The sequence below is a fragment of the Psychrobacter sp. L7 genome, assembly GCF_002810365.1.
GTDB lineage: Bacteria > Pseudomonadota > Gammaproteobacteria > Pseudomonadales > Moraxellaceae > Psychrobacter > Psychrobacter celer.
On sequence record NZ_NEXR01000003.1, the window covers coordinates 365,738 to 386,866 of the forward strand.

The 21,129-nt window shown below is 47.9% G+C and carries 17 protein-coding genes; 7 read left to right on the forward strand and 10 right to left on the reverse strand.

The window, feature by feature from the left end; translation table 11 throughout:
- Positions 1-125 precede the first annotated feature (125 nt).
- The 4 genes from CAP50_RS05245 (at position 126) to CAP50_RS05260 (ending at position 6,872) form a co-directional block, all read left to right on the forward strand.
- The gene (locus tag CAP50_RS05245; RefSeq protein WP_075101142.1) at positions 126-1,394 is read left to right on the forward strand and encodes a PQQ-dependent sugar dehydrogenase; all 1,269 of its coding nucleotides are present in this window, start codon (positions 126-128) and stop codon (positions 1,392-1,394) included.
- Between the two features lie 87 nt (positions 1,395-1,481).
- Complete coding sequence (locus CAP50_RS05250) at positions 1,482-3,131, forward strand: BCCT family transporter (protein WP_075101143.1); 1,650 nt, start codon at positions 1,482-1,484, stop codon at positions 3,129-3,131.
- Positions 3,132-3,327: 196 nt separating this feature from the next.
- Positions 3,328-4,956 (forward strand): BCCT family transporter, encoded by a 1,629-nt coding sequence (locus tag CAP50_RS05255; RefSeq protein ID WP_075101144.1) that lies wholly within the window; start codon positions 3,328-3,330, stop codon positions 4,954-4,956.
- A 263-nt stretch (positions 4,957-5,219) separates the two neighbouring features.
- On the forward strand, positions 5,220-6,872 hold the full coding sequence (locus tag CAP50_RS05260; RefSeq protein WP_075101145.1) for a BCCT family transporter: 1,653 nt from the start codon (positions 5,220-5,222) through the stop codon (positions 6,870-6,872).
- Positions 6,873-7,062: 190 nt separating this feature from the next.
- On the opposite strand, the gene CAP50_RS05265 is transcribed toward CAP50_RS05260, so the two are convergent.
- The 8 genes from CAP50_RS05265 to dnaQ form a co-directional block, all read right to left on the reverse strand.
- Complete coding sequence (locus tag CAP50_RS05265; protein WP_241900659.1) at positions 7,063-7,416, reverse strand: hypothetical protein; 354 nt, start codon at positions 7,414-7,416, stop codon at positions 7,063-7,065.
- A gap of 204 nt (positions 7,417-7,620) precedes the next feature.
- Positions 7,621-7,917 carry a DUF3144 domain-containing protein gene (locus CAP50_RS05270; protein WP_075101243.1) on the reverse strand — a complete coding sequence of 99 codons (297 nt, stop codon included), beginning with the start codon at positions 7,915-7,917 and terminating at the stop codon, positions 7,621-7,623.
- A 143-nt stretch (positions 7,918-8,060) separates the two neighbouring features.
- Positions 8,061-9,227, reverse strand: a complete 1,167-nt coding sequence (gene metK / locus CAP50_RS05275) for a methionine adenosyltransferase (protein WP_075101146.1) — start codon at positions 9,225-9,227, stop codon at positions 8,061-8,063.
- A gap of 492 nt (positions 9,228-9,719) precedes the next feature.
- Positions 9,720-10,415, reverse strand: a complete 696-nt coding sequence (gene nth / locus CAP50_RS05280) for an endonuclease III (protein ID WP_075101147.1) — start codon at positions 10,413-10,415, stop codon at positions 9,720-9,722.
- Between the two features lie 55 nt (positions 10,416-10,470).
- Entirely contained in the window at positions 10,471-11,313 is an 843-nt protein-coding gene (locus tag CAP50_RS05285) for an RnfABCDGE type electron transport complex subunit B (protein ID WP_075101148.1), read from the reverse strand.
- A 410-nt stretch (positions 11,314-11,723) separates the two neighbouring features.
- Positions 11,724-12,674, reverse strand: coding sequence for an NAD(+) diphosphatase (nudC, locus tag CAP50_RS05290; RefSeq protein ID WP_075101149.1), 951 nt, complete (start codon positions 12,672-12,674; stop codon positions 11,724-11,726).
- Between the two features lie 170 nt (positions 12,675-12,844).
- Positions 12,845-14,527: a hypothetical protein gene (locus CAP50_RS05295; protein ID WP_075101150.1), complete on the reverse strand. Its 1,683-nt coding sequence runs from the start codon at positions 14,525-14,527 to the stop codon at positions 12,845-12,847.
- Positions 14,528-14,689: 162 nt separating this feature from the next.
- A complete protein-coding gene (gene dnaQ, locus CAP50_RS05300) occupies positions 14,690-16,279 on the reverse strand; it encodes a DNA polymerase III subunit epsilon (RefSeq protein ID WP_075101151.1) in 1,590 nt (529 codons plus the stop codon).
- 477 nt (positions 16,280-16,756) lie between these two features.
- On the opposite strand from dnaQ, the gene CAP50_RS05305 reads away from it, so the two are divergent.
- Positions 16,757-17,308 (forward strand): hypothetical protein, encoded by a 552-nt coding sequence (locus tag CAP50_RS05305; protein WP_075101152.1) that lies wholly within the window; start codon positions 16,757-16,759, stop codon positions 17,306-17,308.
- A 156-nt stretch (positions 17,309-17,464) separates the two neighbouring features.
- The gene (locus tag CAP50_RS05310; protein WP_075101153.1) at positions 17,465-17,770 is read left to right on the forward strand and encodes a hypothetical protein; all 306 of its coding nucleotides are present in this window, start codon (positions 17,465-17,467) and stop codon (positions 17,768-17,770) included.
- 160 nt (positions 17,771-17,930) lie between these two features.
- Here CAP50_RS05310 and CAP50_RS05315 read toward each other — a convergent pair whose 3' ends face one another.
- Positions 17,931-18,407 (reverse strand): YkvA family protein, encoded by a 477-nt coding sequence (locus tag CAP50_RS05315; protein ID WP_075101154.1) that lies wholly within the window; start codon positions 18,405-18,407, stop codon positions 17,931-17,933.
- A 337-nt stretch (positions 18,408-18,744) separates the two neighbouring features.
- Between CAP50_RS05315 and CAP50_RS05320 the strand changes: the two genes are divergently transcribed.
- Positions 18,745-19,974, forward strand: a complete 1,230-nt coding sequence (locus tag CAP50_RS05320) for an LD-carboxypeptidase (RefSeq protein WP_075101244.1) — start codon at positions 18,745-18,747, stop codon at positions 19,972-19,974.
- A 27-nt stretch (positions 19,975-20,001) separates the two neighbouring features.
- Here CAP50_RS05320 and CAP50_RS05325 read toward each other — a convergent pair whose 3' ends face one another.
- Complete coding sequence (locus tag CAP50_RS05325; protein WP_100749258.1) at positions 20,002-21,024, reverse strand: GlxA family transcriptional regulator; 1,023 nt, start codon at positions 21,022-21,024, stop codon at positions 20,002-20,004.
- Positions 21,025-21,129 lie beyond the last annotated feature (105 nt).

A 21,129-nucleotide genomic window follows, 5' to 3' on the forward strand; every position in this document is an offset into this window, starting at 1 on the left:
TTTTTATATGGTCAGGTAAGGGGTTTTTTTTGTGCCAACATTATTTACCGTTTACACACCTTGATTGTGGTATAAATAATGATAAAGCACATAAAAAGACGGCAAGATTAAGGAGGTAAATCAGGATGATTATTATTAAAAAAAGAATAAAAACGCCGTGGCTACTATCGCTCGTGGTAGCGTCACTGCTGTTTAGTGCCTCTGCATGCTCCAATCCTGCAGCCGTCAATACCGATGCCGATCTGACAGAATACAAGGACGGCCAAGCCGCAGCGCGCGATTTGGCGGCCAATACCGAAAGACCTATCTTTGATACAAAAGCGCTCGCCAGCTTTAATGAGCCTTGGGCAATGACAGCACTACCAACGGCGGATAATCAGTCCCCCAAGCTCTTGGTGACCCAAAAGACCGGCGAGCTGTTTGTCGTTGATACTGCCACGGGTAGCAAGACAGCCGTAGCGGGTATACCAAAAGTAGCGTATGGCGGGCAGGGCGGTCTGGGTGACGTTGTCCTAGCGCCTGATTTTTTTACCTCTAAGCAGATATATCTCAGCTATGCTGAGGCAGGTACAGGCGGCGATAGGGGCAAGTTTGGGGCAAAAGTTATCAAAGCGGCACTAACGGGGCTGGATACTGAGACGCCAAGCTTACAAGCGCTGATGCCTATCTGGGAGCAAGCCCCAAAGGTACGCGGTCAAGGCCACTATAGCCATCGTTTGCTCTTCTCCCCTGATGGTCAGTATCTATATATCAGCTCGGGTGATCGCCAACAAAAAGCCCCCGCGCAGGACATGAGTGGCAACTTGGGAAAAATCATACGGCTACATCCAGATGGCTCTGTGCCAAAGGACAACCCGTTTACCGATGATAAGTACGAGATTGCCAAGCAGTTTTGGTCGATAGGTCATCGCAATGTCCTTGGTATGGTATTTGACGATGCAGGCAGACTTTGGGCGCATGAGATGGGGCCGCGCGGCGGTGATGAGTTTAATTTGATCAAAAAAGGTCGTAACTATGGATGGCCGGTCGTCTCAAACGGCCGCAATTATAATGGGACTGATATTCCTGATCATGATACGCGGCCTGATTTTGCTGCGCCTCACATCACTTGGACGCCTGTTATCTCACCGTCCTCAATGAGCATTTACGCATCTGGCCGTCATAACGACTTTCCTGCATGGCAAGGGCATGCGCTTATCAGTGGCTTGTCTTCACAAGCGCTGATGGTGGTGCACCTTGACAGCAACAATGGCAGTAAGAAGGCAGGTGAGCGCTATCGGTACGATATGGGGGAGCGGGTGCGTAGTGTGTTGGCCGTCGATGGGCGAGTTTGGCTGCTCGAAGACGGCAAGGATGCCAAGCTGTTACAGTTGGTCAGTCGGCAACCTCTTTAGGGTGTGTTGAGTGAAATTGTGTAATGAATTGATAAATAAAGGTTGGTTTGTTAAGGTAGGCTTCTTTAGGAGGTGAGATATTAACGGATGAATGACGTAAAAGTTGAAAGAATGGGGCCTTTCCCAAGGGTCAATAAGCCAGTCTTTATCACATCAAGTATTTTGATTGTTGGTTTTATTATATTTGGGGCGCTCTTTACAGAAGCGGCAGGCGCTCTATTTGGGTTTTTACAAAGCTTTATCACCACCAACTTCGGTTGGTTTTTTATCCTATTGATGAACGTGGCGCTGGTATTTTGCCTATATCTGATCGCGAGTCGTTATGGTGATATACGTTTGGGTAAACAGACGGAGCGTCCGCAATATAGCTTGGTCTCTTGGATAGGTATGCTGTTTTCAGCAGGTATCGGTATTGGGCTGGTTTATTGGGGCACCGCCGAGCCATTATATCATTTTATGGCACCACCGCTGGGTGAGGCTGAGACCGTGGAGGCGGCCAAGCAAGCGATGAACTTCTCGTTTTTGCATTGGGGGCTGCATGCATGGGCGATTTATACCATCGTGGCGCTATCTTTAGCGTACTTCCACTTTAGACGGGGGTTGCCGCTGTCTATACGCTCGACTCTGTATCCGATATTGGGGCAAAAAATCTATGGACGCTGGGGCCATACTGTCGATGTTTTAGCGGTGTTTGGCACGATGTTTGGGGTAGTCACTTCGCTGGGGTTGGGGGTGATGCAGATCAACTCAGGCCTCGAAAACCTATTTGGTTTTCCTAACAGTGTCGGTGTGCAGTTTGCCATTATTGCCTTTATCACGCTGCTGGCTTGTGGTTCGCTGATGTTGGGCCTTGATAAAGGTATCAAGCGCTTAAGTGATATCAATATGGGTCTGACAGGCTTGCTACTGGCGTTTATGGTGGTTTTGGGCCCGACACTATTTATCTTTGATAGCTTTTTTGAAAACGTCGGAAACTATCTGGCCGCGATGGTGCCACTGAGCTTTTGGGGCGAGGCGTATAGCAATACCGATTGGCAAAGTAGCTGGACGATTTTTTATTGGGCATGGTGGGTTAGCTGGTCGCCGTTCGTTGGGGTGTTTATCGCGCGTATTAGCCGTGGTCGTACCATTCGTGAGTTTACCCTTGGCGTGCTGCTCATTCCCATGACGATTTTGTTTTTTTGGTTTACGACCTTTGGCGGGGTGGCCATCCATATGGAGCTGCTCGCCGCCCTTGATCCCGCTTTGGTGAGTCCAGGATTGGTCGACGCGGTAAATGCAGACTTCGGCAGTGCAATTTTTAGACTGATTGAGTACTACCCACTGACCAAGCCAATTACGTTGTTGATCGTCATCATGATTGTCCTGTGGTTTGTGACTTCCTCTGACTCGGCCAGTTTTGTCATCGACATGCTGACTGCTGGCGGCGATACCAATCCGCCCAAGATTCAGCGTTTGTTTTGGGCGACGATGGAAGGTTTAATCGCGGCGATTTTGTTGGCTGCAGGTGGATTGGACGCATTACAAGCCGCTGCCATCGTTGCAGGTCTGCCATTTGCATTGGTCATCTTTGTGATGATGTATTCGTTATGGCGCGGTTTGAGCCGTGATCGCTTGATTTTGTACCGCGCGCAGCAGCAGTATATTACGGATGAGTCTATCGATCGCAATACCGCTGATGAGTTTGTCGATGAAGAGTTACTAAAGGGTCCGCCAAAGATTGTCAAAGGTGACTAGTGTTTATGTGCAGGCTAGCGCCGCGAAAAACAGTGTTAATTCACCGTGTTAAGTCACCTATTAAACAGTCATGCCGCAATAGCTCTGAGAGTTCAAGGCTATTTTTTTGTATCAAAACTTAACAATCGAGGGCGAGGTTTGATAAATGGGTAACATATTGTTAAGGTAACTCACCCTAACATATTGGATAACTAAGATGAGTGAACTCAAAATAGGTCGCTTAGGGCCTTTTCCGCGAGTAAATAAACCGGTATTTATTGCGTCTGCAATATTGATTGTGGGGTTTATTATATTCGGCGCTTTGTTTCAAGAGCTAGCAGATACGATATTTACTAGTGCACAAAGCTTTATCACCAACCGCTTTGGTTGGATGTTTATTATTCTGATGAACGTGGCCGTGGTGCTGTGTTTGTATTTAATCTTTAGCAAATACGGTGATATCCGCTTAGGTCATCAAACCGAAACCCCGCAATATAGCCTGCCATCTTGGATAGGTATGCTGTTTTCAGCGGGTATCGGTATCGGTATCATGTACTGGGGCACCGCAGAGCCTGTCTATCACTTTATGGCGCCGCCACTGGGTGAGGCTGAGACAGTAGAGGCTGCCAAACAAGCGATGAATATCTCGTTTTTGCACTATGGGATACACGCTTGGGCCATTTATGCCATCGTGGCGTTGTCATTGGCTTACTTTCACTTTCGCCGTGGTTTGCCTCTATCGATTCGCTCTAGTCTCTACCCGATATTGGGCCAAAAGATCTATGGCAAGTGGGGACATACGGTCGATACACTAGCGGTCTTTGGTACCATGTTTGGCGTGGTTACTACCTTGGGTTTTGGCGTACTTCAGATTAACTCTGGACTAGAGGGGTTGTTTGGTTTACCTAATTCTGTCACCATGCAGGTTATCTTAATTGCCTTTATCACCATGCTTGCCTGCGGCTCATTGCTAATGGGCTTGGATAAGGGTATCAAACGCCTAAGTGATACCAATATTGTTTTGACCTTTGTGTTGTTAGGGTTTGCTTTTATCATGGGGCCCACACAGTACATCATGGACAGCTTGGTCGAAAACACCGGCAACTATATACAAAACATCGTCCAGCTCAGCTTTTGGAGTGAGGCCTATAGTAAAGGTGATTGGCAGTCTTCATGGACGATATTTTACTGGGCATGGTGGATCAGCTGGTCACCATTTGTTGGGGTGTTTATCGCGCGTATCTCTCGTGGTCGTACCATTCGTGAGTTTTTGCTCGGCGTGTTATTTATTCCGATGATTATTTTGTTTTTCTGGTTCACGACCTTTGGCGGTGTCGCAGTAGACATGGAGCTGCTCGGTAACCCTGGGTTTATCGAGGTGGTACAAAACGATTATGGTAGCGCTATCTTTAAGCTGATGGAGTTTTATCCATTTACCAAAGCCACGACGATGTTGATTGTTCTGATGATTGTACTGTGGTTTGTGACATCATCAGATTCGGCCAGCTTTGTCATTGATATGCTGACTGCTGGCGGCGATACCAATCCGCCTAAGATTCAGCGTTTGTTTTGGGCCATTATGCAAGGTCTGGTAGCAGCTATTTTATTGGCAGCGGGCGGGCTTGGCGCCTTGCAAGCGGCGGCTATCGTCGCAGGGTTTCCCTTTGCTATCGTGGTATTTGTCATGTTGTATGCCATGATACGTGGGTTCAACCGTGATGAGTTGATACTGTATCGTGCCGAACAGCGCTTTATCACTGATGAGTCGATTGAGCACAATACCGCCAATGAGTTTGCGGATGAAGAGCTACTAGAAGGTCCGCCAGAAATTGTTAAGGGTGACTAAATGATCGCTTATTGAGCGAGAAGTGACTAGGGCGTGCCCGTAATACATGCTCTATATGGAATAAAAATATTTTAATACGCATTAAAGCCCCAGTCTCTTTGGAAGCTGGGGTTTTGTTTTTAGTTTTGTTAGCAAAATAGGGGCAAAAACCCCCTAGCACGGCATCATATTTTATTTATATACAAGGGCATCTTAGCAGCATTAGATTTGATAATTCATCGACGCCTTGATATGGTGACGCTCTTTTAATTTTGGAAAGATCTATGGATCATGTGAAAGTTGGCCGAGTCGGCCCTTTTCCGCGAGTAAGCAAACCTGTTTTTTTGACCTCAGTCGTTTTAATCACGCTATTTATTATTTTTGGCGCACTGTTTAATCAGCAAGCAGAAACGGTGTTTAACCAAGCAAAAGCCTTTGTGTCTTTGCGTTTTGGTTGGTTCTTTATTGTCGTGATTAATACTACCTTGTTAATGAGTGTCTATATGATACTCAGTCGATATGGTGATATTCGTTTGGGGCATCAAAATGAGGAGCCTGAATACAAACTGCTCTCGTGGATAGGCATGCTGTTTTCAGCAGGTATCGGTATCGGGCTGCTGTACTGGGGCACCGCTGAGCCGCTATATCATTATATGGCGCCGCCGCTGGGCGAAGGGGAGACAGTCGCTTCAGCTAAGCTTGCGATGAATATCTCGTTTTTACACTATGGTATTCATGTTTGGGCGCTTTATGGCATGGTGGCTCTGGCTTTGGCTTACTTTCACTATCGCCGCGGCTTGCCGCTGGCTATCCGCTCGACTCTATATCCTATATTGGGCAAAAGAATCTATGGCGGCTGGGGTCATACAGTCGATACCTTAGCCGTATTTGGTACGATGTTTGGGGTGGTGACGACCTTAGGGCTTGGGGTGCTGCAGATTAACTCTGGTCTTGAGAGTTTGTTTGGCCTTCCAAATAACACCAGTGTCCAGATTATCTTGATTGCCATCATCACTGTTTTGGCAGGGATGTCGCTGTTTTTAGGCTTGGATAAGGGCATCAAGCGTCTAAGCGATATCAATATCTTTTTGACCATTATCTTATTGAGCTTTGTGATTATCTTAGGGCCCACGCAGTTTATTTTTAATAGCTTTGTAGAAAACATCGGTAACTATGTACATCAAGTGATTCCATTGGGGTTTTGGACGGAGTCTTATGAAGGGCAAGAAAACTGGCAGGCTTCTTGGACGATTTTTTATTGGGCATGGTGGATCAGCTGGTCGCCATTTGTGGGTGTGTTTGTCGCACGTATCTCTCGTGGCCGTACCATTCGTGAGTTCACCTTAGGGGTGTTATTGATTCCGGTGGCCATATTGTTTTTGTGGTTTACCGCTTTTGGGGGTTCTGCTGTTCATATGGAGCTACTAGCGGCGGCCAGTCCTGATTTGCTCAGCCCAGGTCTTGTGGAGGCGGTCAGAGCCGATACTGGTAGTGCGATATTTAAGTTGATGGAGTCTTATCCACTGACGTCGGTGTTTAATTTACTGATTGTCGTGATGATTGTATTGTGGTTTGTCACTTCCTCTGACTCGGCCAGTTTTGTGATAGATATGCTGACCTCAGGCGGTGATACAGATCCTCCAAAAGTTCAGCGTTTGTTTTGGGCAGGTACAGAAGGGGTTATCGCTGCGGTACTGCTGGCGGCAGGGGGGTTGACCGCGTTACAAGCCGCGTCTATCGTGTCAGGCTTACCTTTTGCTGTGGTGATTTTGGTCATGATGTATTCGCTATTACGTGGATTAAGCCGAGACCATCTGATTCTCTATCGTCAACAGCAGTGGTTTCTTACCGAAGAGTCAGCCGAGCACAACTCAGCAAATGAGCTGCCTGATGAGGATTTTTTAAAAGGTCCGATTGAGCTAAAGCGAGAAGACTGATCTTCGTGCGCGACTATTTGCCTTTTAAGCATATCTTATTGTTTTACAAACACCCAGCTTAGCAAAAGCTGGGTATTTTTATGGCTGCCGTTATTAATAGCCAACAGTGAAGTGCCAGTAGTGAAGTGAGGGGCACGGTGCCTATCGGTATTTTGACAACATCGTCATAACGTCATCATAAAACCGTCGTTTATAAACACTCGCCTTTGACATAGCCTATCGCCTCAGGGGTGCTACAGGCAGAGCAAGCGTTGCCAGCGGTACGGTAGCTTATCAAGTTGCCAGTTTTACCCTTCACACAAACAGGATCGTACTGCGCGGTGCACATGGTTTTTTCAGGGTCAAAGGGTGGGCACTGCGAAAACACACCATCGGGTAGTTGATGAGAGCGGGTAGGCTGGGCTGGTGTGCTCTCAGGAATTGTTATATCAGGCAAAGAGCTACAGCTTGCTAAGGCAAGTAGTAATGGCAGGCCGAGCATATATTTGATAAGTGGCCGCTTTGCTATAAAAGCCCAAGCGTTGCTCATGAAGGGGGGCATCATTATATCTCCTTATATAAGTGCAATAACGTCCGATTGTCTTACGTGGTAGCGTTGTCTACCGTTTGTTGTCTACCGTTTATAGTAGCGTATTTATCATCAACCATCCAGCCGATAGACCTGAAAAAATATATAGGCAATAAAAAACCCAAACTGATGATCCAGTTTGGGTCTGGTACTTATGATTATGATAAAACCAAGTGATGATTATTCCGCTGGTTGGTCATCTTTATTTAGCTGCACATATTTATCGAAGTTTTGGGCATAGTCAGTGAGGTTGTCGCTGAGCATTTGACGATACTGCTTGACATAAAACTCGACGATATCGTCTTTTTCTTTGGCAAAATCTTCACCCTTCACAAAGCCAATAGACGCAACCGACGCGCTATAGCGGGCGGCGGCATATAGTAAAGAAGCGCCGACTTGGCCGGAATGAGCATTGGGGCCTAGCTGGCTGTTGGCAACCCCGATGATGGCATCAGCACGCTGATAAAACGCCTGCATTTCAGGGGTAATCTCAAGGCTTGCATCAACAGTGTTGTCTTGAGCGTTGTCTGGATTGGTATCTTGAGACATAAGCGACTCCTAATAAGTATCGGTGGTTTTAAATGGATAATATCAATATATCAATGCGACTCAGTCGGCGATTATAAGCCTGCGTCTGCTTTTAATATCTCAGCTTTATCGGTTTTTTCCCACGTAAAGGCAGTTTCTGAGCCTGGACGGCCAAAGTGACCAAAGGTGGCGGTTTGCTGATACATCGGCTGCAACAAGTTGAGCATACGAGTAATGCCATAAGGACGTAAGTCAAAGTGTGTGCGAATCAGACGAATGATCTCTTCGTTGCTGATCTTACTGGTGCCAAAGGTGTTGACGGAGATTGAGGTAGGTTCGGCGACACCGATGGCGTAGCTGACTTGTACTTCACAGCGATCAGCCAATCCTGCGGCCACGATGTTTTTGGCGACATAACGTACCGCGTAGGCCGCGCTGCGATCGACTTTTGATGGATCTTTGCCACTAAAGGCACCACCGCCGTGACGTGCCATACCACCGTAAGTATCCACGATGATTTTACGCCCCGTCAGTCCTGCATCACCGACAGGCCCACCAATCACAAACTTACCTGTGGGGTTGATGTGGTAGCGTGTGCCCGCGTGCAGTAGGTCGGCTGGTAGCACTTGCTTGATGATAGATTCCATAACGGCTTCTTGCAGATCTACTTGCGAGATGCTTGGGTCGTGCTGCGTGGACAATACCACCGCATCGATCGCCACCGGAAGATTGCCGTCATATTTTAGCGTGACTTGTGCTTTGGCGTCTGGACGCAACCAAGGCAGCTCGCCTGCGCGGCGTAGCTCGGACTGACGCTCCATCAGGCGATGAGCAAACTCAATCGGTGCTGGCATCAAGACGTCGGTCTCGTTACTGGCATAACCAAACATCAATCCTTGGTCGCCGGCACCTTGCTCTTCAGGGCTGCTGCGATCGACGCCCTGCGCGATCTCAGGCGACTGTTTACCCAGCATGTTGATGACAGCGCAGGTCTCGCCATCAAACCCTAGATCTGAATGATGATAACCAATACCATTGACCGTATCACGAACGATGCGCTCCACATCGATGTTTGCGGTGGTGGTGACTTCGCCGGCCAATATCACCGCTCCTGTCTTGACCAAGGTCTCACATGCCACACGGGCGTCTAGGTCTTGCTGTAAAATGGCATCAAGAATGGCATCTGAGATTTGATCGGCCATTTTATCTGGGTGGCCTTCGCTCACAGATTCTGAGGTAAATAAGTTGTATTCGCGCATAATTAGATCGCTTAATTGAATCGATAAAGGTAGGAAAAGCGGCACGGTTTAGCGTGGCTTTCATTCATATTGGCCGCGTGATTGCTCAGTTGGCGGATAATGGGTATTGCTAAATAATTGACAATCAATATCGGTCGTAATATTTATTAAAATCAGTTTGCCGCCGCATAGCGTTAACCATCGAGCAGTCATTATGGATAGCATAAATGATGAATAGCATAAATGGCACTGAACCGCCCAAAAACACAGGCACATAGACGTGCCACGCTTATCATCTCAACGCTTGAGCAGTCACGCCTGTGCCCTCTACTACTGACGGTCACCGTCGTTGTCATCTGTTAGCACAAAAATAAGGGTATTCTACCTTGAAACGTCGCAAAACTCTAGTGAGCGACGTTTGCTGTCACATAAGAAATGCTCAATAAAAGGTTTGGGGCGATCAAACGACAGAGTCATGGCTATTGGTATGATCCTCTGTTTCATGCCAAGGGGTTATAGCTCTACAAATTTGGCTTTGTCTTTAAACATACACTCATCATAAACCGGGCAAGCACCGCATTTTGGTGTGCGTGCTTGGCAAGTATAGCGCCCGTGTAAGATCAGATAATGATGAGCATCGACGATAAAATCTTCTGGAATACGCTCAATGAGCTTTTTTTCGACGATTAATACGGTTTTGCCCGTGGCCAGCCCTGTGCGGTTACCCACTCGAAAGATGTGAGTATCGACCGCCATTGTCGGCTGACCAAAGGCAGTGTTGAGCACCACATTGGCGGTTTTACGGCCGACCCCTGCCAGAGACTCTAAATCTTTGCGGTTATCAGGGACAGTGCTATCAAACTTTTCAATCAGGTCTTGGCAGGTCTTAATGACGTTTTTGGCTTTTGAGTTATACAGGCCGATGTTTTTGATATAAGACTTTAGCCCTTCTTCGCCAAGCGCGAGTATGGCCTCAGGCGTATTGGCCACAGGGTATAGTTGCTGGGTGGCGATATTGACGCTCACATCCGTTGCTTGTGCGGACAAAATCACGGCAATGAGTAGCTCAAAATTACTGTCGTAATTGAGCTCAGTGACGGGCTCCTTAATCGTCTCGGCCAGCTTTTCAAAAAAAGGCCGCACGTTGCGATTGGGCATACGTCTGGAGGGCGGGGTCTCAGCCGTTTTGTGTTTGACCGTTTTACTCATGGTGTTTGACTTTATTTGATATGTTGTTGTTGGGCGTGAATGATCGAATCATTCATTAGCATAATTGTGCCAGCTCGGCTTGTAATGTCTCAAGCTCGGCTTGTTTTTTGTCATTGGCGCGCACCGCAAGCTGCTTTTCTAACTTTTTGATTTTGGTGCGTAATTTGGCCGCGGCAATGGTGTTTTTTGCTTGAGCTTCGCTGATGTCAACAGCTTGGCTGGTGGCGTTATTGAGTTTGGCCTCGACCATACTGACTACCGGCTTGGTGTTGCTGCTATCGCTTAGCTGCTCCGCGACGCGGCCTAAGTGCGTATGATAACGCTGGCGCAAATCTTCTTGCTCAGCCTGCCGCTCAGCGTCACTAAGCGTACGCTCGATAGTGACCAGATCGATACAGTCAACGGGGCAGGGCGCTAGGCAAAGCTCACAGCCCGTGCACAAGTCGGTAAAGATGGTATGCATGTGTTTACCAGTGCCGACGATGGCATCGACGGGGCAGGCAGGGATACATTTGGTGCAGCCTATACAGTCCTCTTCGCGAATGACAGCCCGCACCTCAGTTGGGCGCTCGGAGCTGGCATCTATCGGCCACTGTGAAGGAGCAGCGGCGGGGGTTTGGCCTTGCTGATAACGCTCTGTATCGACAATTTGTGCGATCGCATCCGTCACGGGCTGGCCGCCAGGCACGCATTTATTGTATGGCTCGCCATCTACAACGATGGCGGCCGCGTATGGCAAGCAGCCGTCGGGATGCTCGCACAGGCCGCACTGCGTCTGTGGCAGGCAGGCATCCACCGCTGCAATCTGCGACGAGACATCAGCAGGCAGCGTGTCAATTTGTAGGCCATCAAACAATATGGGCAGATTGATCAGACGGATAGGGGCGTTACTTTGCATGTTATTAAAAACCTTAACACCAGTACAAAAAGGGTGTTGGTATATAGTTGATCTCTCATAACGCTGCTGGCTGGTTTACGAGCGTTTCGCTTGCCTGCCTTTATGAGCGTGATGAAAGTATGGCTATTGGTGGGTGATAAATGATCATCGCTGCGTTCAGGCGGTCATTTTAAATGGATGATAACAAAATCACAATATTGGCGCATCCTCGTCCGCGCATCATCTTTGCCAAAAAGTTTTGCCGAGATGGGCAGGCAAGGTTATAGAGCACTGGTCAAGGTCAAATCTGGTCAAAGACGCTGGTAGTCATGCGTCACTATCACGTTGGCGCGTTGATGACACATTGGCATATTGACACATTAGCGCGTTGATACATTGGGCTAAATGATGAACGCAATCACCTATGATGGCTAAGCCATGCCTTGCTCACGGAGGATCTGCTCAATCAGCTCATAAGCAATACTGCCTTTCGCAGGTATCTTGGGCAGGCTTGAGAGATCAAAGAAGTCTGCATGTGACAGCTCATCTTCTTGAATAATCAGCTCGCCACCTGCATACGTAGCACGAAATCCGAGCATCAAGTTTGACGGATATGGCCACGGCTGACTACTGACATAGCGGATATCTGTCAGGTGAATATTGACTTCTTCATACACCTCGCGCACCACAGCGTGCTCAAGACTTTCTCCCACCTCAACAAACCCTGCAATCAGGCCATACTGCAGCGGCTGCTTTTGTTGACCATAGCGATGATGATGCGCCAGTAAAATTTGCATTGCACCTGTTTGCGGGTTGGGGCGGGTAATGGCAGTGATGATGCACGGCTGGACACGCGGGTATTGGCGCAGCTTGCAAGTCGGGCAGACCATCGCTCGCTCACCCAGTCGCGCATGAACGACTGGCGAGGCGCAGCGGCTACAAAACTGCGTGTCAGCTTGCCAGCGCAGCAGCTGTATGGCTTGGCTGAGTTGGTCGCTCAAGGCCATGGGTAGCTGGGTGAGCAGCTGGCGATACGGGATAAAGGCATTACCACTACTTTCAGCGATGAGAGGTAAGGCGATATGATGCGCGGTGGCATACTCATAGGTCATGGCGCAGGTTGCGCGCGCAGTAAACGCATGAGTTGGCTTATTAAGCGTCGTATTATTGGCGTTGGCGTTATGACGGTTGTCATCCGCTTGCCAATGACTGGGCGCGAGGCTCTCAAGCAGTGTGACACATCCGAGCTGATAGGCGGGCACTGCTACATCATCGGTGGCCGCGGTACCAGACGCCAGATAGTCAACGTGCCACGGCCACCACCCCTCAGGCGTTTGACGGCACAATACCGTATCATCACTAAAGATAAAAGCGCAGGTCATATCAGGGTTCCAAGCGATCGCGAAAGCAAATAAAAACAAGTCTGTACCTGATGAGATACAGACTTATAAGACAGAAATAACGGTCTATTTTACCTAATCATAAAGCGGGAAAGCACAGCATAAGGGCAGTAGGTAATGAGTAGCAGCCAGCTTGTCTTGACTAGGTTAGGCTAGGCTGCTAGCAGCTGGCTTAGGCTTTGCTGTCCGACATCAAGCGCTTGCTTACTCACAGGACGGTTATGTTCAAACCCATCTAAATGGTGATCGATTGCCATGATGACATCTGCAATACATGCCAGCGTACCGTCTTCGATGCGTCTGCCACTCTCGATACGCTGCTCGATATAGTTGGCCAATTGACTGAGCATGCTAGCAGAGGTCGGCAGCTGCAAGAAGCGCACAGCACCGGCCACTTGGCGCATCATCTCAGGGATGTTTTGGATATTTAGCATATCGCGTTCAGGCTCGGCCAGATAGTCATTGATGGCTTGCTCTGCATTGGCGATGGCCATACGGCTTTCTTGTATCAAAGTATCATTGGCTGTATTTAGCTGATGCAAAGAGATGTGAGGGTTATTTAGCGGTAAGTAAATCGCCCCTGGTGTGTGCATCTCGGCCATGGCGATGGTGGCGTTTTCGGCATGCATGAGTGCCAGCAATAGACGATCGAAGTCCTCAGGCGAGGGTGCTTGCCAACGGCCGACCTCCTCGGCTGCAGCGCGCAAACTGTCGGCAGCATTTGACAATCCAAGCAGACGAAGTGCTGAGCCTAAGGCTGCTAAGTCTTCTATGATTTTGGCTGTTTGCATCTCAGCGCTATTGACAGAGTCGCCGCGCGCGTAGCTATCGACCTCTTCTTTGATGGTATTGATCTGCGTCTGAATAATGGTGTTTAGCGTATCAGTAAGGGCGCGGTTGGGACCAAATAAAAACCGTCTCATTTGCTCAAGTTGCGGCTCTTCTAGCCGGTTTTGCGCATATTGCTCGCGTAGATGCTGTGCCGCTTTGTTATCGCGCTGACAAGCAAAGCTGACCAAATCAGCAAAACGCGTATCCATCACAGGCAGATAGCTTTGGAATTGCTGCTCTAGATAAATCAGCGTGTGCTTTTGGCTTAACGTGAGCGGTAGGATGGCCGCGATGTCGGTGGTGGCCGCAGCGGCCGCTTGCCAAAACAAACTGCTGGTCTTGGAGGCAATCAACGCGCAGGCCGCGCTCATGGCATTGAGCTTTTGCTGCGCATCTGCGCTGACAGTACCATCTTGGTTTAATAAGGCAACGCCAAGACCGCTACGATAAGCATCTGTCAATAGCTCGTTGTTTAAGCCAAGCTCATGCAGTGGTTGGAAGTTTTTTTCTGGATTGGCAATGATGACGCTACTGCTACCAAAGGCTGAAAAGAAGTCAGCGGTGATAGGAGCGTGCTGGCCATGCGCGTTTAGCTTATTGATCACAGGTAACAATAGCGTCGGCTCTACCGACTCTGTCAATAAGACAAACTCGATATAGCGATCTAGTGTCATGATGGCCTCTGACAAGTCCATGATCAAATCGACATCGTTATTGTCGCCGCTGTCGTATAGGCGCTGTAAACCATTGGCAATGGCGGTGTTTAGCGCCTCAGCACCAACCAAAGAGATGAGTTTGAAAATACAAGACAGCTGCTTTAGGACGATGATGGAGTCTAGCAATAAAGGCGCTTGAGTATTGTCATCATTAAACTCGCTAAGATGGGTCTCGGTATCTTTGAGCGTCACGACAATCTCATCATGCAACAAATGCAGTGAAGGTAAGTTAAAGTCAGTAACACTAAGCGTTGGGGCGGTTAACTTCATTTGCGCAGACTGGTCCATAAGTGTGTTTCCATAACGTACTGATAAGAGTAACGATTGTTCAAATACGAAGTAACAAAGCGTTTAAATGAAAAAGCGTTTATTAGTAATGTTTTAACGCTTAATATAATAATCAAGACTATATTATACAAATGTCGGATTAGAAAGTGGTTTTAGTGACCGCTACATATTGTTTTTGAGGGCAGGGAAGTCTTCTGCCAGTGACTCATACCAGTGCTGGCTTGCGCTCTCATCCATAGGCGACTGTAGTAATAGATCTGCCAGCTCCGAAAAATGGGCATGACCGGTCTGTCCGCCGTCGGTTTGTGTGTCTTCTTCGATGGCGAGAGCGACCTGTCCACCGGTCATTGCCAGATAGACCTCGGCCAAGATCTCCGAATCTAGTAATGCCCCGTGAAAAGTACGATCTTGCTTACCGACGTCTAAGCGGCGCACCAACGCATCTAGCGTGTTCTTTTGTCCTGGGTATTGCTGCTTGGCCATCGCCAAAGAGTCAGTGACCTGTATGCGCTCGGCGAAGTCGTGCAAGCCAACTTTGGCAAACTCCATGCTCAAGAAGTTGATATCAAAGGTGGCGTTATGAGCGATGACCTCAGCGCCATCCATAAAATCATACAGTGCTTGTGCGACTTGGTCAAAGGTCGGCTTGTCTGCCAAAAACGCCTCAGAGATACCGTGAATACGAATCACTTCTTCGTCCATCCCGCGCTGTGGATTGATATAGACGTGGAGCTTTTCGCCCGTAAACTTACGGCCGACCAGCTCGACGATACCCACTTCGATGATGCGGTCACCCTTTAGAGGGTCAAGACCTGTGGTCTCAGTATCCATGATAAGCTGACGATCAGAGTCATGGCGGTGGATGGGCTTTGGCAATAGTGGCTTGAAGTAAGGGTTAGCACGACTGGTATCGCCATCAAACTTGGGCATCTCTTCTGCGCTAGCTGTTTGTGTGTCAGCTTGGCTGACTGAGGCGGTGTCAGTATTTGGCATGTGCATGTTTGGGTTGGCGTCAGTCATGGTTGCTTGCTCTGTTGGTCGCTGAGTGTGGCTAGAGATGATTGGATGGTCAGCGAGGCTATGGGTATCTTGGCTTTGCGAGCTGTCCGCTGGCGTCTCATCTGTATCGTCATCGATCATATCAAACCCTAAGGGGTCAAAGGTTAGCCAATCGTCATGGCGGCGCTGGCTTGCCTCAACCATCAAGGAGTCTTTTTTTTTAGGCAATTCAGTTGTTGCCTGTACCTCACTGCTGGAGGTCACCCCCAGATTGGCCAGCTCGTCGGCTTTTTCGTTGCCAGCATGTCCAGCATGTCCTTTGACCCAGTGCCAAGCGACATCGCGCTGTTGACAGAGCGCATCTAGCTGCTGCCAGAGATCTTGGTTGGCGACTGGTTTTTTGCTCGCCGTCTTCCAGCCTCTTTTTTTCCAGCCAGCGATCCAATCAGTGATGCCGTTTTTGACATAGCTTGAGTCTGTCCAAATCTCAAGGGTATGCGCTTGCGGGCTGTGCGTTAAGGCTTGTATCGCGCCCATTAGCTCCATGCGATTGTTAGTGGTTTGTGCTTCGCCGCCATATAGGTCTTGGGTGCGGCCATCACTAAATATCAGGTGCGCCCCCCAACCGCCAGCACCAGGGTTGCCCTTACACGCACCATCGGTATAGGCAACCGTCGTGTTTGCTTTGGCCGCGAGCGGATCGGCCGCGTGGTCGGTATGGGTATGAAGCATCGAATGCGGACTGTCTGACATAAAAGCTGAGCAACCTGATAAATGATAACGGTAAGAATAAAAAAAGAGAACGTAGCGCGTGTTTTGGTCGTTTTAGTAAAAAACTGCGCTGCGTATTTTGGGTCTGAGTATAGCAAATCTCAGCTTACTATGGGTAATTATGGGCAGTGCTGGGGCACAAAATCTTTGCTGAAGATTAGGGCGTGTCCTCAATTCAATCGATAGCCATCTAAATGGGCTAAAAATGGCTAAATCTGGCCAAACGGTGTCAAATAGCTGACTAATATCTCGATATTATCTGCGCTATTTTCCTTGTTTGACGGCGATTTATCTCATTTTTATCGCTATTTTTAAAATGAGGACACGCCCTAGATGGTTAGGCTATCTTTTTGGTTTTCTGTTAAAATAAGCCGCGCCACCGCCGGATAACGGTATAAGACGTATTGTCCCCTTTATTTAATCCTTGCCTCTCACGCATAAATGCAGGATAACGCCCTCATGCTATTACGCTCAGCTAATCTTTGTAAAAAATTTACCCCGCTGCTGGTTGCCACTGTCGTAAGCAGCGCTATGTTTTTGACCGCGTGTAACGACAACGACACGTCAGATGAGACGGCGGCGGTAGTGCCAGCAGATTTGTCGGTGTTTGAGGGATGCTATACCGTCAGTCATGATGAGCCTGCCCAAATAAAAATCAGTCAACAAGCGGGCGCGTGGGTCATGCAAATGAAAGAGCCGGCAAGCAGTGGCCGCGTTTGGGACACGCCTGAGCCATTAGAAGCCATCAAAAACAGTGAAGTCCCGCAGTTCTTTTCGATCGATCCTGATAATGTCGATGCGGTCATCGGTCGCCCTGATAGGGTACTGGTCTTGGCACATGCCAAACCCGCTTATGCCAACATCGATCCGCTGCTAGATAGTGAGTATCTGTCCTATATTTACCGCGGCGCCAATACCATCTATCAGGTGGCATGTGATGAGGTCAATACAGATATTTTGGCCAATCCGCATGCCAACATTATCATCGATAATGTCAATGAGAGCCGATAAGCCGATCTTTGGAGAGCCTCTAACGAGGTCTTTTGGGCAGTTAAAAGCACGCGACGACGGTTAATAGAGGCGCTTACAAACCTCTCAATAATGTGCTCGTCATGTCGCTGTATTATCATGTATCTTTATTATGAATAGTTAGTTGAGTCAGGTCGTATGAATTTTTTTAGTTATGTGGTGTTGGGCGGGTTTTCTTATGCTGCTGGTTGGGCGGTCAGAACCTATATACTTGATAAAAAGCCCAAATCTGAGCAGCCTTATAACCTCAAGCACCCAACCATTTTAGCCTATCTTGGCAGTTTTTTTATCGTGATGTTGGTGGTTTCTTGGCTGATAGGTCGCTACTTGCTCGGTCATATTGCCATTGATTTGCCTTTTATCATAGTCAATAGCTTGGTGGCGACCTTTGTGTATTCATTTGGCCTAAATCCAGAAAACGCCAATTATGGGGTGCCAGATTGATAGGAACGGTGTCAAATTCAAATAGCTGACTAATATCTCAATATTATCTGCGCTATTTTTCAAATGAAAACACGCTTTAATAAAACAGGGTCAATGACGCTTACATTGACCCTGTTTTATTAAATGCTAGCTATCAGCCATGATGACTGGTAGTTGTGATTTATTTATCTTTGCTGGATTGTTCTTTGTCTGACTTTTTGGTGTCTGACTTTTTGAAGGTTGGTTTTGAGTCCTTGTCTTTGTCTGCAGATTTGTTTTCAGTAGCGTTTTTAGAAGCCGTTTGTTCATCCTTCCATTTTTTGTATTTCGTTAAATCCTTGTCTATCATTTTAAGACAAAACTTGAGTACCAAGGCGTCATCGATATGACCAATAAATGGGATAAAATCGGGAATGATGTCGATGGGGTTGAGGACATAAAGCAAGCCAACCGCCGCCGCTGAAATGGTCTTATAAGGAATGTTGCGATAATTGCCCTGATAGTAGTCTTTTACTAGGCTCATCAGCAGCAATAAGTCTTTGGCATAGCCTTCAAGGCCTTGTTCTTTTTTGAGTTGGTCGTTTAGTTTGTCTTCTTTGCCTACGATGAGCTTTATACTATCCATCAGGCTTTTATTGTCTTTTTCTTTATCGGCCATACTAAGAGTCCTTATATGAATGTTAGGGTAGATGTTTTTGGCTAATGGTATTTTGATCTATTATTGTCGTACCCTTTACTATAGCAAGAGTCATGACGTCATCCAAATAAGACGATGAGTGGTTCTGTATCATTTTGTTGACTGTGTGCGCAGCTGAAGATGCCACGTCAAGTGGCCTAAAACCCTGACGCTAGCCAGAACCTGATGGCTGTAACCTAACAATTGTAATCTAATGGCAGCTTTGAGCTGCGTTATAAGAAAATAGCGGTTTAATAAACTATTACGAAATAAAGTATTGCTGAATAAAGTCGTCATCGATGACAATAAAGGTAGCATTATGACCAAGATATCCTCCGCCCTCAATCGTCGCCAGTTCCTGCGTCAAGCTAGCCTCTATGCAGGGGTGGGGTTGCTCGTCACGCGTGCCGTGGCGCACTCATCTGTACAGGCGAACCCGCCAGAGAGCCACCTGCCACTGACCAAAGATGATCTGCCAACGGCTGTAGAGGAGCGTGCTGCTGAAAAGGCAATGGCTGAGAGCTTGCCGGCAAATCGTCTTTGCATCACACCAAGTATTGAGACGCGGCTGTTTGCCAGCTCCAACGTCGGAGGTAGCCAGGAGCGTAATGCGCGGGCTTTAGAGCGCTTGGCCTGCGCGGGTTTTCAGGTAGATAACCCTGCCATTACCGAGCGGCAGTATTTGCGCTTTGCGGGTACGGATTCGCAGCGCGCCAGTGATTTGCAAAACATCGCCACTGGTGCAATCAAAGCGCCTAAATTGCTACTTGGGGTACGCGGTGGCTATGGTGCTATGCGCCTATTGCCTATGGTGGACTGGCCGACGCTTGGGCGCATTATGAAGGAGCGCGGCACGATACTGGCAGGATTTAGCGATGTGACGGCGATTCAGTGTGCGCTGTTGGCAAAAGGTGGTATGAGCTCGCTTGCGGCACCGATGCTCTATAGCGAGTTTGGCAAAACCAAGCCTGATGAGGTTAGCTGTCGCCAATTTGTAGAAGCATTAACCACTCCCAATCTGACTATCGATATACAAGATGCGTCACTCACCAGTCCTAATCTACCCAGTGTTTTAGCAACTGCTGATCCCAAAACGCTAACCGGCACTATGTGGGGCGGCAATCTAAGTGTGGTGTCGGCGCTGGCGGGTAGTGCGTACTTACCGCGTATTGACGGCGGTATTGTGTTTTTAGAAGACGTCGGCGAGCAAGCCTACCGTATCGAGCGCATGCTTTATGATTTGTATTTGGCAGGGGTGTTTAAAGGTCAGCAGGCGATTGTATTTGGCGCGTTATCGGGTAGCGGTGAGGACAGTTATGACAAGCGTTATGATGTCGCTACTGTGATTCGTCAATTGCATCAGCTGACAGGATTGCCGATTTATAGCGGCATGCGTTTTGGTCATATTGGGAAAAAGCACAGCTTTCCACTTGGCGCGACGTGTCAGATTAGTGCCAATACAGATGGTGGTTATCAATTGACGTTTAGTGATTACCCAACGATTAAAGCAGATGCCATTCATGTCGAAGGCTTGTGGCAGAATATTTAGTGGTTAAAAATATAATAAAATAAAGGTCTAAATCGCCAGTCGTGAAAACTTCTCTTGATACTCTTTTGGGGTTAGCTCGGTGGCGCGTTTAAACAGCCTAGTAAATGATGAGATATCATCATAGCCGACTTGCTCAGCGAGCGATTTTATCGTCACATCGCCCAATTCCAGTAAGCGCTTTGCCTGCTCAATACGCACTGCTTGAATATACTCAATCGGGCGCATCGTAACGGCAGCTTGAAAGCGTCTGTTTAACGTGCGCGGGGTGATATTGACCATGGCGGCCAAATGGCTCACCTGTATCGCTTGCCTAAAATTTTCCTCGATAAATTCTTGTACTTGCTGAACCAGCTGGTCAGCGTGCGGCTTATGCAAAGTCACGTTGGTATAGCTGTTTTGATTACCGCGTTTACTATCAATAATCTGAGTTTTTGCCACTTGGGTAGAAATTTCACGCCCGCAATAACGCTCGATTAACAATAATCCCAAGTCATAAAAGGCGCTACCGCCTGCCGCACAGAATATATTGCCCGATTGTTCTTTTGACTGGCTTTTTGATTGAGTAACAAACTGGTTTTCTTGTAAATCCACCAGTGGAAAATCCGCCTTAAACTTATTGGCATAGCCCCAATGAGTGGTCGCGACTTTGCCATCGAGCAAGCCTGCCTTTGCCAAAAAAAATGCGCCACTGCAATTGCTGGCGATATCGGCTTTGGTACTCGCCAGTCGCTTGATATGTACAAGCAACTCAGCGTTCTGACTCAGCACTTTATCGATGGAATCGCCAATCGTTGGGATTAATAATAAATCGCAGTCCGTCACCTGCCGAATATCGCAATGCGCTTGCATGATTAAGCGATTGCTGCATCTGATATCGACGCCGCCAAGGCTGGCAATCTGCACCTTAAACCTTGGTTCTACCGTCTCATCCAAAAAGCGCTGCCAGCTGACACCAGTAAATGAAAATAAATCCAACGCCCCTGTCAAAGCGCTGCCGAGTACGCCATCGAAGCCAACGATGATGACGTTAAAGGGTTTAAAGTAGGGCATGGCTACGTAATTTCCTTTAAAAATGTTTATTAAAAATGACGTTTTTCGACGAGGTTTTTCTAATTTAACACATGAGTATTGTCTTATTTGACCATGATTATGTCA

What these genes read in the sequence shown, in the direction of transcription:
- CAP50_RS05315 (WP_075101154.1), bottom strand. Translation starts at nt 18,407, where the DNA reads ATGGCCGATAAAGAAAAAGACAATAAAAGCCTGATGGATAGTATAAAG.
- CAP50_RS05265 (WP_241900659.1), bottom strand. Translation starts at nt 7,416, where the DNA reads ATGATGCCCCCCTTCATGAGCAACGCTTGGGCTTTTATAGCAAAGCGG.
- CAP50_RS05285 (WP_075101148.1), bottom strand. Translation starts at nt 11,313, where the DNA reads ATGCAAAGTAACGCCCCTATCCGTCTGATCAATCTGCCCATATTGTTT.
- dnaQ (WP_075101151.1), bottom strand. Translation starts at nt 16,279, where the DNA reads ATGTCAGACAGTCCGCATTCGATGCTTCATACCCATACCGACCACGCG.
- CAP50_RS05305 (WP_075101152.1), top strand. Translation starts at nt 16,757, where the DNA reads ATGCTATTACGCTCAGCTAATCTTTGTAAAAAATTTACCCCGCTGCTG.
- CAP50_RS05270 (WP_075101243.1), bottom strand. Translation starts at nt 7,917, where the DNA reads ATGCAGGCGTTTTATCAGCGTGCTGATGCCATCATCGGGGTTGCCAAC.
- nudC (WP_075101149.1), bottom strand. Translation starts at nt 12,674, where the DNA reads ATGACCTGCGCTTTTATCTTTAGTGATGATACGGTATTGTGCCGTCAA.
- CAP50_RS05320 (WP_075101244.1), top strand. Translation starts at nt 18,745, where the DNA reads ATGACCAAGATATCCTCCGCCCTCAATCGTCGCCAGTTCCTGCGTCAA.
- CAP50_RS05255 (WP_075101144.1), top strand. Translation starts at nt 3,328, where the DNA reads ATGAGTGAACTCAAAATAGGTCGCTTAGGGCCTTTTCCGCGAGTAAAT.
- metK (WP_075101146.1), bottom strand. Translation starts at nt 9,227, where the DNA reads ATGCGCGAATACAACTTATTTACCTCAGAATCTGTGAGCGAAGGCCAC.
- CAP50_RS05325 (WP_100749258.1), bottom strand. Translation starts at nt 21,024, where the DNA reads ATGCCCTACTTTAAACCCTTTAACGTCATCATCGTTGGCTTCGATGGC.
- CAP50_RS05310 (WP_075101153.1), top strand. Translation starts at nt 17,465, where the DNA reads ATGAATTTTTTTAGTTATGTGGTGTTGGGCGGGTTTTCTTATGCTGCT.
- CAP50_RS05260 (WP_075101145.1), top strand. Translation starts at nt 5,220, where the DNA reads ATGGATCATGTGAAAGTTGGCCGAGTCGGCCCTTTTCCGCGAGTAAGC.
- CAP50_RS05250 (WP_075101143.1), top strand. Translation starts at nt 1,482, where the DNA reads ATGAATGACGTAAAAGTTGAAAGAATGGGGCCTTTCCCAAGGGTCAAT.
- nth (WP_075101147.1), bottom strand. Translation starts at nt 10,415, where the DNA reads ATGAGTAAAACGGTCAAACACAAAACGGCTGAGACCCCGCCCTCCAGA.
- CAP50_RS05295 (WP_075101150.1), bottom strand. Translation starts at nt 14,527, where the DNA reads ATGGACCAGTCTGCGCAAATGAAGTTAACCGCCCCAACGCTTAGTGTT.
- CAP50_RS05245 (WP_075101142.1), top strand. Translation starts at nt 126, where the DNA reads ATGATTATTATTAAAAAAAGAATAAAAACGCCGTGGCTACTATCGCTC.